Consider the following 13,999-nt stretch of genomic DNA (forward strand, 5'->3'; position numbering starts at 1 on the left):
GAAAGCCAAGGGGTAAGCACTGTATCACTTACTCCTTGGCTTTTATTAATTGTTAATTTTTATCACTCAAAACTAATTTAGAAAGTTCCCCAAGGAAGCTTCTGTAGTAATTTCTCTCGTAGTGATGGGGCCCACTGCCACCATATGGATATTCAAGACTAGCTTTATAATTATATTTACGGAGATCAATTACTCTAGTAGAAGGTACCTTTGTAATAAAATAGTTATTCATTTTATTATCTTTACTAAAGCTCGAAACCTGATGTTTATCATTCAAATAAGCGTCTGATAAGCGGCCCCAATTAAGAATGATTTTATCTTGATCGACAATTTCTAGAAGTCTCGCGATAAACTCATCACATGCAGACTTCCATACATTCCAGAATTCCGGATTCCTATTATCGAATTGGCTAGTTTCTTTTAATAGATGATGTTTATAATAGGAGGACTTATGCATCTCCCCATTTTGGCCTATATATTGACCATCAGGTAACTTCCTGGAAATATTCCTATTTTTGTTCCTCATTGTCAACCAAGGTAGAATTCATAATCGCTTCGAAGGTTCTCTCACAGTTATTCTTATCTACATATTTAAAATACTTGTCTCTCATAGCCCCAAACTCTTCTTTTTCCTTGAATTCCATTGCTACATATTCCTTGATCTGATCAATCAATTGGGTAACAGTAAACACTTGATCACCAACTAATTCTTTATTCATATCAAGATAACTTCCCTGAAAAGCATTATATTTTTCTAAATCAAATTGGAAGAATATGATTGGTTTCTTTTGATAGAACATTTCCCATGCCACACTGGAATAGTCAGTAACCAGCATAGAAGATTTCATTAATAAAGAATTCACCTGTTCTTCTCCATATTGATAAACCTTAATATTTTGATGATCAAGATTAAAGTTAGCAATATAGTCCTTAAATTTTGGATGTAAATAGAAATTCACCTTTATATTATTTTGAGCCAATAAGTGACTTAATTCTTCCGATTGGAAGAGTCTTACATAATTCTTGTAGTAGTCACTTTCTATAAACTGATCTTCAGGAAGATCATCCATCCAGGTTCTCCAAGTCGGCATAACTAGTATCTCTTTAATTTCACCAGACTTATCCTCCAGTACATCCCAACGACACAACCCAGTGGTAATAATTTCGTCATCTTTATATCCGAAATATTTCTTAATGATATCATGTTCAAAATCAGAACTAACAACGAATAGATTTACAGCATTTTCTTTCGTTTTCTTAAATACATAGTCGACTCGTTTTAGAGCTATAACACCATGTTGCAGGAAGACATGTTTCTTTTTCTTTAAAATGTTCCTTAGTCTGCCCTTTTGAATCCTGATATCGTAAGCGTGTCCTTTCGATTCAGAAGATATTAGAAGCTGAGCAGCATACATATAAAGCATGTATTTAAAACTCATAAATTCTAATACTTTTTCCTTCATTGGGGCGACATTTTCATAATCAACAGAGTCTTTTTTAATAATATAATAGAAATTTGATTTCTTATTGTTCTCATAACAATACTTGAAGAAATAATAACCATTATCTTGGGCGCCATCTGAGAACTTTTCGAAACCCAGCCAAATATCCTTTTGGTCAAAATAATTTTTAAAGAGCCTATAGATGATATAAGCGGCTATTTCCTTAATCTTATATGGCACTGATTCATATTTTGGTTTTTCACGATACGTAAAGGCTAGTGTTTTGACTGTGGAAATATATGGATAAACAAAATATCCATTCTTATAGGTATATGAATAACTTACAATTTTTTTATTAATGGCTTTTTTTACTTTTTTAGTAGGATTTTTAATTTTAACCGGATAATTATTTCCATCCATTTTTATAACGACAAAAATATCCCAATAAAATGGTTGTAACTCAACCTTAGCTAAATCGATTTCAAATTTAATGACCAATACATTCCCTTTTCTTTCTGTTTGGAGAACAGGGAATACATATTCTATTTCTTCATCAGCTTTCCCTCTATATTTCAACATGACTTGATCAACAGAATATTCTTCTGCATCCTTAATTTCCACTTCTGTCGTACCTTTAATAACAGATCTTCTCATGCTGAAATCAGTTAAAGAAATAGAAGAAGAAACCATTTCATTGGAGATTGCAACTTTATCATTAACGGCCAAAGAAAGTTCATTGTAAAGCGACAAATAAGGAACAAATAATCTATTTCCTTTAATAGCAATTGGGTTATAGTACCGTTGATGTTTAGGCAATGTCTGTTCATCATAACAACCAACTTTACCGGTAACCACCATATGATTGTATGTCAACTCCATGTAAACATCCCATCTGGATGCATCATATTGATAGAGTTCGATAAAATCATTTAGATTTAAGGTTAGGGTGTCGTTTTGTATAGGAAGACCTATTTCCAGCTCAGATTCCCAGACATCGATATTGCCACGTTCTTTTAAGATTACACGCGCTGTCTTTAAGTCTTGAGCATCTATATCAACTAACTGAAACTGGATCGTTCCATCTTCTCCACAATTGAGATTATTGATATTAATTAAACTATTCACTTTATTGTAGGCCAATTGTGGAATTTTATATTTATCTCCAAAAGTGAGACCAATTGTGTTTTTCGAAGTAATATATACAATACCACTCATACCATCAGCCGCTTCGAAAGCTTGAAAGTATCTGTTAATTGGACTTTCAATCCAATCAGTTGGTCTAATAAAGTTATAAATATTAACAGTGTTCTGCTCCAGGCAATTAGCAAGGATATGAAAACTCCAATTTACACTCATGTCAATTGAAACGGCTGTGTACATACTCTTTAGGTCAATATCGATTGAATTTCTATTTACAGTATAATATTTCTTTTCAACGACAAACTTTTCTGTACTTGTCGTATTTTTCAAGATCAAATTCCAATCTTGTAATTCACTTATTGTATGACGGGATATTTCAGATAAACGAATGCTCAATCTGCCATCTTGCATTGAAATAGTGTCAAAATGGAGATTTTTAATCTCGCTATAATTAGTCGGCCATTTATCTATGCTAAATAACGAAAGCTCCCCTACCCCATTAATATAAGGAACGAAACTTAAAACCTCATTAATCATAATCTTATTCATTGATTGATGGACTTCATTTGTTCCAACTTGGTATGCATGGACAATCCGGTCTGACTTTACATACATATAGATAGCATATTGAGAATCTGTATCCCAATTAACATGATTTTTAACATCATCAAATTCTAATTGAACCTGATTGCTCTCATTTAGATAATGGTTAACAATTGCACGATCTTTTTCATAACCTCTGTTTTTAATGGCAAAATATAAATCATCTGCTTGTTCTAAATCAATATGGCTAATAGAAAAGCTTAATTTATTATTAATTACCTGCACATCATTCACTGTGACCAGATCATTTATAACCGTACAATAGCTACCGTAGATTTCCTCTTTATTCCCATAAAGGATAGACAATGCATTTTGTAAGGACAAATAAGGTACAGCAGCATCTTTGGAGTTAATTTGATACGAACTTTTAAGGTACCTAATTGAACGATCTTTCGTCTTAGCAACTGGCTGAATGAACTTAACCGCATTCATATCATCAACAATTAAGTTAACATCGATGATAGATTTGATTTCAGAGGAAGGAAAGTCTACTTGGTCAAGATCTAATTGAATAACATAGGTATCAGACTCTTTAATGACCGTCACATCGTATTCCATATTAATTTGCGTTTCTCGATCTGTTAATGCTATTTTTAATTCTTTATATTCACTCAATAAACTCTCTGTAGTAGAAATAGAAAGTATATTTTTATCAATACTAAAAGAACTCATAATTAAATCTTTAGTCATTGAAAATTAGGCTCCTTAACTATATGGTGCTTTAATAAAGATAAAGGGGAGTTTAATTGCTCCCCCTATACCCAAACTACCCATAAAAAGTAATGTCTATACGATATTTCTTTTTTCGATTTCTTGTATAATTCTTTTCGAATTTTCATGATCGGTATATGCAAGATACTCTTTTCTAAGCGCAGCATACTCTTCTTTTTCTTTAAAATCATGACGCGCATACTCTTCTATCAACTCAATTAATTGATTAAATCTAAACGCTCGATCTCCAAAAAGCTGAGTTTCCATATCTATATAACTACCCTGGTATTTCATGTAATCCTCAAAATCGAATTGATAAAAAAGAATCGGTTTATGCTGATAATACATATCCCAAGCTACACTGGAATAATCTGTGATTAGCATACTCGACTTCATTAATAATTCATTAAGTTTTAACTCACCAAATTCATAAATCGTAACTCGTTCATGTTCGGTTTTAAATTGATTAATGTATGCCTTAAACTTTGGATGAATGAAAAAGTTAAGCTTCACATCATACTCTTCCAAAATGTCAAAAAGAGGCGTAGAGTTTAATAAGGATTTATACTGCTGATAATATTCAGTTTGAACAAACTTTTCTTCAGGCAGATCATCCATCCACGATCTCCATGTTGGCATAATCAAGATGGTCGATTGACCATTAGATTGATCCTCCAGCACATCCCAACGGCTGAGTCCAGTTACGATGATTTCATCCTCATTATAGCCAAAATTATTTTTGACTATGCTTTTCTCATAATCAGAGGAAACGACAAACAAATCAACTGCATTCTTACTTGTCTTTTTATAAATATAATCTACCTTTTTTAAGCCTAAAACTCCATGCTGTAAAAAGACATGTTTTTTGTTACTAATAGCCTTTTTTAAGAGCCCTTTTTGTGCTCTTATGTCATAGGCATGAGCCTTGGATTCTGATGACACTAAAACCTTGGCCGCGTATAAATAAACCATATATTTGAAACTCATATGATGCAGTACTTGGCTTTGCATCGGCCGGATATTTTCGTAATCAGGTGAATCCTCTTTTATAATAAAATAGAGCTGCCTATTAACTTGATGATTATAGCAATATTCAAAGAAGTAGAAAGCATTATCCTGAGCACTGTTAGCGAACTTTTCAAAGGACAGCCAAATATTTTTCCGATCAAAATACCATTTCAATAACCAATAGGTCATTAACGCTGCTCTCTCTTTTAACCGATAGGATAAGGATTCGTATCTTTCTTCTTCTTTATATAAAAGAGCTAACGTATTCACCCCAGTGATATAGGGGTATACCCAATAGCCATTTGAATAGTGGTATTCTTGTTTGCTGAACTGTTTATTAACACGCCACTTCACTCGTCTTGAAGGGTTTCTCAAGCGTACCAAGTATTCCATACCCATGAATTCAACAGCAATGTAGAAGTCCCAATAGTAATTTTCTAATTCAAGCTGAGCGATATCAATATTGAAATAGACAATACGGTCGGATCCTCTCTCTTTAATACGCTCTAACGGAAATTCATATTTGATTGAATCAACATTACTTCTATACTGAAGGACTAGACTCTTAACAGAAGCTAAACTGCTGACTTCCTTAAAATCAAGCACCACTTTTCCTTTAATGGTGCTTTCATGCATATGAAACTTTTTAACTTTAGCTTTAATATTTAGTTTTTCACTTCTAATCGTTGTGGGGTCTCCTATAACGATTGAAAGGCCATTATAATCCGTGATATAGGGAACTAAGACATTTACACCAAGAGTAGGTAACTCCGCCAAGTATTGTTCATATTTGGGACCACGTTTCACATCATACGTTCCAATTCTGTATCTCTCGGAACATTCATCTTCAATATATAAATCCCATCTTGAGAACTGATTATAATGTTGTGTGACAAACTCGGATAAATTAATTTGGACGTCTATATCCGTACTCTCAGCAATCACCTGGATTTTCTCAATCCATTCGAGTTTTGATTTTCTTTCCACTAATACGATTTTTAATACATCTTGATTACATGTACAATTTATCAATTTAAATGATATGGTCTTCTTCTCTATATCAATCGATAAGTCCCGAATTACTTTTTTTGATAGATTATTTTTCGATTCTGATAAGAGCCTTGTGTCACCGATTGTTAAACACAATCGGTTACGCTTAACAGAGGCTAGAATCTCCTGACTTCCATGAAGCAATTGTGGAGAGCATGCATATTTCAGCTTCTCTTTTAAATGTTTCATGCTAACAGTAAGTCTATAATACGCTTTATCAGTTCTAACTAATACATCATAATGAGCAGTGGTCTTAATCTCCATTTCTTTGACCTCTTTGAGATTAAAATTGAAATGGACCATACGTTCTTTAACCATTATTTCAAGCGGATAACTAGCCTGCGTGTTTTTATTCTTCAATATAAGTGAGTAAGACTTTGCAGATTGGTCAATTGTTTCAAAGGCCCCTGTTAGACAGCCATCTTTCATATCGATATCTACTAGTTCAAGTTCCTTCAATTCATATACACCCTTTATACATATTGTGTAATTTTAAAATGTCTTTACATAACGAAACAACTTCACGATAACCAAAAAGTCCAGATATAAAGAACTACCCCATAAAAATTAAGGGATAGTCTAAAACTTTATGAATATTTTATTTGGCCAGTTCTTGATTATGAACAATGTCACTCATAATCTTAAGGACATCTTCACGTAAATCTTCATGCTGTAAAGCAAACTCTATTGTTGTTTTAACAAAGCCTAATTTTTCACCTACATCATACCGCTTACCTTCAAAATCATAGGCAAAGACACTTTGCGATTGGTTTAAGGTCTGAATAGCGTCTGTTAATTGTATTTCGCCGCCTGCACCTGTTTCCTGATTTTCTAAAATCTCAAAGATTTCAGGAGTTAGCACATAACGTCCCATGATTGCCAGGTTAGACGGTGCATTACCCTTAGCAGGTTTTTCTACAAAGTTAGAAACTTGATAAAGTCTGCCGTCCTTACTGCTAGGATCAATAATTCCATATCGGTGAGTCTCATTTTCCGGTACTTGTTGAACACCAATTACTGATGAACCAGTTTCGTTAAATTGCTGAATCAACTGTTGAGTACATGGAGTGTCATTTTGAACAATGTCATCTCCCAATAATACAGCAAATGGTTCATCACCGATGAAATGTCTCGCACACCATACGGCATGTCCCAAACCTCTTGGCTCTTTTTGTCTAACATAGTGTATATTAGCAAGATTAGATGAATATTGAACTTTCTCGAGAATATCCAACTTTCCTTTTTCTAAAAGGTTCTGTTCAAGCTCCATTGCACGGTCAAAATGATCTTCTATCGCTCTTTTTCCTTTTCCAGTAATAATCATGATTTCTTCTATTCCAGAAGCAACAGCTTCCTCAATGATATATTGAATAGTTGGTTTATCTATAATTGGAAGCATTTCCTTTGGAACTGATTTAGTAGCAGGTAAGAATCTTGTTCCTAATCCTGCAGCAGGTATAATTGCTTTTCTTACTTTTTTCAAAACTAATTTCTCCCTTCAATCTATAAGTCTCTATAAGTCTAGTAAACTTTAATATCCCAAGTTCATTGGATTATCGTACTATATCATAGGATATATAACAAACGAATGCATTAAGAGTCATTATAACCTTTCCAACAGAAAGGACGTTTTGTGAATGTTCAATCTCCCTTTTTAATATAGGAAGTTATTTTGATTTCTGATGCCATTTCCAGGCACTTGCAATAATATCTTCTAAATTAATCTTTGCCTGCCATCCTAATTCATCATATATTTTACTTGCAGAGGCAACGAGTCTGGCAGGATCACCGGAACGACGGTCTGCATAATCAATATTTGCTTTTATTCCAGTAATTTTTTCACATGTTTCAATCACTTCTTTGACTGAGTATCCTTTTCCATTCCCCAGATTATAGGTGGCTGTAGACTTTTTACCATCAAGTAAGGCATTTAACGCCAGGATATGTGCGTTCGCCAGATCAGTCACATGAATATAGTCTCTTATACATGTTCCATCAGGCGTATCATAATCTGTACCAAAGACAGATATTTTTTCACGTTGTCCTAATAAATGTTGAAGTATGATTGGAATTAAATGAGTTTCAGGATCATGACTTTCTCCAATTTCCGCTGATTCATGAGCGCCTGCTGCATTAAAATAGCGTAATACAATATAATTTAACCCGTATGCTTTCGAAAAGTCTTCTAATACTTGCTCAATCATTAGTTTAGAGCGGCCGTATGGATTAATTGGATTCGTTGGTTTGTTCCTCATTAATTAAATCCACATTAGGTATACCGTACGTAGCCGCAGTGGAGGAAAAGATAAAATTCATCACATTGTGTTTCTTCATGCTATTTAATAATGTCAAAGTAGCCGCGACATTGTTTTGATAGTATTTATATGGTTCCTATACAGATTCACCAACCAAGCTATTTGCAGCAAAGTGCTGACAGCTTTAATTGGATAAGTAGTAAAAATCTGATCTAAACTGATTCATCTCCAAGATTTCCCTCGACAAAACAGTTTTATGATCCACTAAAGAACGAAAACCAGTTGAGATAGATTATCTAAAAAAGATAACCTCTTCCGTTTTTATCACTAAATGACTTCCTATATAGCCAGCCCCACCAAATATTAAATCATGCTGTATGCTCCCTGTTCGGTGGTTCAATAATTTAATTTCATTAATATAATACAATATAATATAATAAGATACTAACACAAATAGAGTGACTATGAAACTGACATATATTTCACTACAAAGAGTCTAATTACCCATACTTCCAAATTTATTTAGGTGAACACTCATTTTCTAAATACTTATATATATCAACGGATTATCCATATTTTACAAATAAAAAGCCATTAAAAATATCGGCAGCCTCATATTACTATTCGGGAAATCTTACCTTTTCAATTTTTTATTCAGTTTAGTAACAACTTTCCTACTATAGTTTCCATAGCCGATAAATTTATCCCCTTAACACTGCCATACTTGTTGTCAGGCACCAATCTGCGTTGCTCTCTAAAAGAATCCAATCTATTTCCGCTAATTTAACTTGCCATATCCAATTTCTAATACGTTTCTAACCACAGTTACATTAGCAGGTATAACCGTTCAATAATAATCACGGTCTCAAGTAACACTATATAAACGCCTTCATAATCAGTAAATAGTCACATTGCTGGAACTAATGGAAATGGATGTTCAAAATGCCAACTATAAATACTTGTTCTGATACGTTTAACACTTTAAACACAATCGAAGGTCTATTATTTAGTGGACCCTCACCAATCGAAAAAAAAGGAGCCAAAATATTGGTCTCCTTCAAGGCTATTATGATTTATCTAAATCCATTATTTTTCAAATTAGCATATGTTGATTCACTAATTTAATTTACGTATAAATACTCATTAGCTTCACTTTTATTTCTTCGACAAATTCCTGTGTTGTTAAAGAGGAATCATTCATACCTCTTTCATAGGCAGATTTGATTACATCCATAAACGCTTGTGATTGCTGATCATTCATTATATCCTTGGACTTCATTTCGTTCCTCATATCACTTTCCCCTTATTTTCTATCCTAATCATACTAAATCTACTATATTATGTAAATTTAAATTTCATCATTTTACATTAATATTTAATGACATATGTAACAGCACGCTAATATACGATTTATTTGTAAATGTTTTTAGTATTTTGATAATTCAATATCAATTATAAACTAATCCTCATAATAAGACTATTGACTTATTATGTTAATTTCAATTCCGCATATTTTTTAATTGTAAGCAGATATTAAGTGGAGATAAGAAGATTAGAATCTACACATGAACTGTTCTAAATATACCAAATAGAATATTAATACCCGTATATTCCTGCCAATCTTTCAACAAATGAATAAAGGATTAAAAACACAATAAGTTTAGAGAGGGTTAAAGAAATCCGCCATGAGACAAAGTTCATAGTCCCACTTTAGTAAAGTCAGGCTTTTATATCCTTAATATACTACTGAAAAAGCTTTCCGCTCCTTAGCTGATTACTATATAGAACAGATTCATTCAAGCATTAAAAAACGTATAGAAATATCCTATTCAGGACATCTCTTTTGTGCTAAAATTTGGAAAACAAGAGAGGTGAGCTATGAAGCGATTTTGGGTTACGGGTGTAACTGCTCTTCTTTGTATCGGATTTTTAGTCTTTGGAAATCACCATTACCATGCGGAAATTGAGAAGACTCGTGCAGAAGCGTACAAGCAATACACGGAGGACCAGACAAACCAGAGCTTCAATGAAGCACAACTCGAAAAGGAACGAAAATCAATTAATGACCAGCAGCAAAAAAAGCTAAAAGAAGCCCAAAAGGTGATCAAAAAAGTGTACGATGATTCGAAGCATCAAAGCACTGAATTAAAAGGGGTTCTACAGAACCTTACGCCTCTAATTGAACAAAAAGAAAAGTGAACTGTCCACGACTGAGAATATTCAGTCTTTTTTTCTGCAAAAAAGGATCCGTCCTTTTACCTATTTTCGGGACAAAAGGATTATTTTAGAATCAGATGGGAATATACATTTTATATACTAAACAAAATGAGGTGCTAAAATGATACTCTTAAAACATCTTTGTTATGAATATAGACTAAAACGCCTTATCAATAAAGCAGATTTCTGTACTAATCCTGAAATGAAAAAGGACTTAAATAAAAAAATCTATGATTTACATTTAAAGCTTAACGAAATCGAGAAATATTACATCCCCTCAGGTGAACAATCCAATGGATGATCTATTTATAAAGATGGAGTAGAATTGGAGCACGCTCTAACCTTTCTACCCCATCAAACAAATTCATTTTCTCTCCATTTCGATCAACCTGGCAAGATATTGTAATACATCTTCTCGTAACTCTTCATTTTTCAAGGCAAAATCAATTGTTGTTTTGATAAAACCAAGCTTCTCTCCCACATCATATCTTTCCCCTTCAAATTCATAGGCATAGACACGCTGTACTTGATTGAGCTTTTGAATAGCATCTGTTAACTGAATTTCACCGCCTGCTCCTATTTCCATCTCACCGAGAAAATCAAATATCTCTGGCTTAAAAATATAACGCCCAATAATAGCAAGGTTAGAAGGTGCTGTTCCTCCCACTGGTTTTTCTACAAATCTGCCTACCAGATGGCAACGCCCATTCAATTGAATAGGATCGATAATCCCATACCGATCGGTTTCATTTTCAGGAACAGCTTTAATGCCAATAACTGATGAATCAAGATCCTCATACTGTTCAATCAATTGCTGTAAGCACGGCTTATCATGGACGACAATATCATCTCCGAGTAATACAGCAAATGGCTCATCTCCGATAAAATTACGAGCACACCAGATGGCATGGCCAAGACCTTTTGGTTCCTTTTGGCGGATATAATGGATATTCGCAAGCTCAGAGGGTCTTTGAACCTCCTCCAATAAATCAAATTTGCGCTTTTCCTTCAGATTATGTTCCAATTCAACAGCATAATCAAAATGGTCCTCAATGGCTCTTTTGCCCTTACCTGTCACGATGATAATATCTTCAATCCCAGATGCAACGGCTTCTTCAACTATGTATTGAATGGTCGGTTTATTCAATATTGGCAGCATTTCCTTCGGCATTGCTTTTGTTGCCGGTAAAAATCTAGTTCCAAGACCTGCTGCAGGTATGATTGCTTTCTTAATTTTTTTCATATGAATCCCCTTTATCAACAGTTTAATCATTCATTCTATATGATTAATACCCCAATTCCCATTATATTCCCATTAAAATAAATAAACATTCTGCTCAGATTAGTTTGTTTCGAAGAAAACAGGGGGTTAACGGTATTTATTAGTAACGATCCCTCCTGATCCAGTTTGGCATGATTGAATCTAGTCCTTCACTTAGATTGTTTGCGACTCGCTTTTATTTTCATATTATATTGGGATGCCATATTTTACAGGTTTGATTCCTTCTATTTATTATAGAAGCTTATTGGGTAATTAGAAGGATAAGGTCATGCAAAAAGAATACTGAAATCCGACATGTACATAATATGAAAAATGTAATAATAACCATCTCAAAAACTACATTGACAGTAACTTATACAAATTGATATCGTTAATATTGAAATAATAAAAAAAAATATATTTTTCTATTTATTGACAAAATGCGACTTTGGTCCCTGTTTTATATTTAATACATTTTGTACCATTATATTAAACGTCGAAAAAGCAAAGCTATTGAAAACTAGTGACGCAAAACTAAAGGGACTAAGGCTTGTCTCACGCTAAGTCAGCCAGTTACCAAAACAAGGAGGCGCCAAATTGAATTACTATCAAACTCCTGAGGAAATGTACAGAAAAAGAAAACTTAAAAAGACTGCAACTTATGCAGGCCTAATTGTAGTAGCTGTCGGCATTATTTTAGGATTACAAGTGCTGCTATACAATATGTAAGAAGAATGGAGCATAAATTCCATTCTTTTTTCATTTACCTTACCATTTAATAGCAAACATTCTTCCAATATAACTTGCTTAGTAATTATCTAGTAAAAAGCGAAGAAATCATAATCAATTTCTCCGCTGTTTTTTTAATATATATGAACTTTATCCGCTTCACTTTACTACTATTTTCGTACTCTTACTTACATTCCCTGCCTTATCTTTTGCTGATACATACAAGGCTTTATTTTTCTTTTGTTTTGAAATTTTTACTTTATATTTACCATATTTGTTGGTAGTTGCTGTTCCAATTACCTTTTTTCCGGCTTTAACCGTAACAGTTGAATGCTTTTCTGCAGTACCGGTCACAGTTGTGTGCGTCCTCTTGACTGTATTTACCTTCGGTTTAGCTGGTGCTGTTTTGTCAATCGTAAATTTGACCTTGGTTTTATTTCCAGCTGAGTCTGTAACGATCAATGTATATGACTTTGCATTTTTAACTGTAGACCCACTTTTAAATGCCACCTTGTTCAAGGTTGCTTTGCCTTCATTGAAAGTAATTTTGACATTTTTTCTATAATGAGTATTAATTTTAACCCCTGATATCTTCGGGGCTGTTTTATCAATTGTGAACTTCACCGTTGATTTGTTTCCGGCTATATCTGTCACTATTAAAGTGTATCTTCCAGCAGCTTTAATAAATGTTCCACTCTTAAACGCTTTTCCATTCATACTTGCATTTCCTTCATTAAAAACGACTTTAACATTTTTATTATAGAAAGCATTGTTCGTAACACCTGTTATCTTTGGAGCCGTTTTACCTATCGTAAATTTCACGGTTGATTTGTTTCCGGCTGTATCAGTAACAGTGAGTGTATACACACCTGCCGCTTTGACAACAGTCCCGCTCTTAAATGCTTTTCCATTCAGCGTTGCGGTACCATCATTAAAAGTAATTGTCACATCTTTATTATAGTAGCGATTATTTGACACACCTTTTACCTGGGGAGGGGTTATATCCGCTTGTTTTACCGTAACAGTAAAGTCGATTGAATAATTTCCGTATGAAACGGATAAAGTTTGTTCTCCCAGCTGGTAAGGGAAAAATTTTCTTGTCAGCATTTCAGGAGTTACCTGTACCTCATATTTCCTTAGGAAATTTGAATCAACCTCAAGTACAGCACCCGTTAAGTCAAGCTGTTCACCTTCCACATAAACTTGCTTCAATGGAAAACTTTTAAACTTAATGTTTTCTGTTTTTTCAAGAGCTGCAAACTCTGGTTCTACCAGAACTGGGAATGGATAATGATCATTCTCTCCCATTTTCCATACCCCATTAAAATCGAAGCCTTCGAAAGTGGAAGGATCTTTTAACTTTTGGAAATATGGATCTTCTGTTACTTTGTTTTGTAAACTGTTGAAATAATAACTGGATGATAGATCTGTATCAGATACACTGTCTATTAATCCACCATCCCTGGAACCACTCAATGAGCTTTTCTCTACCTTACCAATAACTATAGGCTCTTAAAATCTCAGAGGATGTTGCTGTACTTGATAAAGCACCGGCACTCGGTGTACCGCTCCAACTACCAGCA

At 33.8% G+C, this 13,999-nt stretch carries 10 protein-coding genes, 1 pseudogene and 1 riboswitch; of the genes and pseudogenes, 3 read left to right on the forward strand and 8 right to left on the reverse strand.

Annotated elements, in window-relative coordinates:
* Positions 1–52: 52 nt before the first annotated feature.
* The 6 genes and pseudogenes from AC4D4A_RS05585 to AC4D4A_RS05610 all read right to left on the reverse strand — a co-directional run bounded on the left by AC4D4A_RS05585 (position 53) and on the right by AC4D4A_RS05610 (position 9,500).
* On the reverse strand, positions 53–526 hold the full coding sequence (locus tag AC4D4A_RS05585) for a DUF6270 domain-containing protein (protein ID WP_490994975.1): 474 nt from the start codon (positions 524–526) through the stop codon (positions 53–55).
* Positions 510–3,875 (reverse strand): CDP-glycerol glycerophosphotransferase family protein, encoded by a 3,366-nt coding sequence (locus AC4D4A_RS05590; RefSeq protein ID WP_490994976.1) that lies wholly within the window; start codon positions 3,873–3,875, stop codon positions 510–512. Before AC4D4A_RS05590 ends, AC4D4A_RS05585 begins: the two co-directional genes overlap by 17 nt.
* Positions 3,876–3,971: 96 nt before the next feature.
* The gene (locus AC4D4A_RS05595) at positions 3,972–6,413 is read right to left on the reverse strand and encodes a CDP-glycerol glycerophosphotransferase family protein (RefSeq protein WP_490994977.1); all 2,442 of its coding nucleotides are present in this window, start codon (positions 6,411–6,413) and stop codon (positions 3,972–3,974) included.
* A gap of 139 nt (positions 6,414–6,552) precedes the next feature.
* The gene (gene galU / locus AC4D4A_RS05600; RefSeq protein WP_490994978.1) at positions 6,553–7,437 is read right to left on the reverse strand and encodes a UTP--glucose-1-phosphate uridylyltransferase GalU; all 885 of its coding nucleotides are present in this window, start codon (positions 7,435–7,437) and stop codon (positions 6,553–6,555) included.
* A 184-nt stretch (positions 7,438–7,621) separates the two neighbouring features.
* Positions 7,622–8,588, reverse strand: a pseudogene (gene galE / locus AC4D4A_RS05605) (UDP-glucose 4-epimerase GalE).
* 747 nt (positions 8,589–9,335) lie between these two features.
* Positions 9,336–9,500, reverse strand: a complete 165-nt coding sequence (locus tag AC4D4A_RS05610) for a YwzD family small protein (RefSeq protein WP_490994979.1) — start codon at positions 9,498–9,500, stop codon at positions 9,336–9,338.
* Between the two features lie 587 nt (positions 9,501–10,087).
* Between AC4D4A_RS05610 and AC4D4A_RS05615 the strand changes: the two genes are divergently transcribed.
* On the forward strand, positions 10,088–10,408 hold the full coding sequence (locus tag AC4D4A_RS05615; RefSeq protein ID WP_490994980.1) for a hypothetical protein: 321 nt from the start codon (positions 10,088–10,090) through the stop codon (positions 10,406–10,408).
* Positions 10,409–10,547: 139 nt separating this feature from the next.
* Positions 10,548–10,727, forward strand: coding sequence for a hypothetical protein (locus AC4D4A_RS05620; RefSeq protein ID WP_490994981.1), 180 nt, complete (start codon positions 10,548–10,550; stop codon positions 10,725–10,727).
* A gap of 63 nt (positions 10,728–10,790) precedes the next feature.
* Here AC4D4A_RS05620 and galU (AC4D4A_RS05625) read toward each other — a convergent pair whose 3' ends face one another.
* Positions 10,791–11,669, reverse strand: a complete 879-nt coding sequence (galU, locus tag AC4D4A_RS05625; RefSeq protein ID WP_490994982.1) for a UTP--glucose-1-phosphate uridylyltransferase GalU — start codon at positions 11,667–11,669, stop codon at positions 10,791–10,793.
* Between the two features lie 511 nt (positions 11,670–12,180).
* Positions 12,181–12,268, forward strand: a riboswitch (cyclic di-GMP riboswitch).
* A 16-nt stretch (positions 12,269–12,284) separates the two neighbouring features.
* Between galU (AC4D4A_RS05625) and AC4D4A_RS05630 the strand changes: the two genes are divergently transcribed.
* The gene (locus AC4D4A_RS05630; RefSeq protein WP_258188215.1) at positions 12,285–12,416 is read left to right on the forward strand and encodes a hypothetical protein; all 132 of its coding nucleotides are present in this window, start codon (positions 12,285–12,287) and stop codon (positions 12,414–12,416) included.
* Between the two features lie 159 nt (positions 12,417–12,575).
* On the opposite strand, the gene AC4D4A_RS05635 is transcribed toward AC4D4A_RS05630, so the two are convergent.
* Complete coding sequence (locus AC4D4A_RS05635) at positions 12,576–13,892, reverse strand: Ig-like domain-containing protein (protein WP_490994983.1); 1,317 nt, start codon at positions 13,890–13,892, stop codon at positions 12,576–12,578.
* Positions 13,893–13,999: the final 107 nt, after the last annotated feature.

This window comes from Pradoshia sp. Z5_111, from assembly GCF_058267535.1.

What these genes read in the sequence shown, in the direction of transcription:
- AC4D4A_RS05585 (WP_490994975.1), bottom strand. Translation starts at nt 526, where the DNA reads ATGAGGAACAAAAATAGGAATATTTCCAGGAAGTTACCTGATGGTCAA.
- AC4D4A_RS05590 (WP_490994976.1), bottom strand. Translation starts at nt 3,875, where the DNA reads ATGACTAAAGATTTAATTATGAGTTCTTTTAGTATTGATAAAAATATA.
- AC4D4A_RS05610 (WP_490994979.1), bottom strand. Translation starts at nt 9,500, where the DNA reads ATGAGGAACGAAATGAAGTCCAAGGATATAATGAATGATCAGCAATCA.
- AC4D4A_RS05615 (WP_490994980.1), top strand. Translation starts at nt 10,088, where the DNA reads ATGAAGCGATTTTGGGTTACGGGTGTAACTGCTCTTCTTTGTATCGGA.
- AC4D4A_RS05620 (WP_490994981.1), top strand. Translation starts at nt 10,548, where the DNA reads ATGATACTCTTAAAACATCTTTGTTATGAATATAGACTAAAACGCCTT.
- galU (WP_490994982.1), bottom strand. Translation starts at nt 11,669, where the DNA reads ATGAAAAAAATTAAGAAAGCAATCATACCTGCAGCAGGTCTTGGAACT.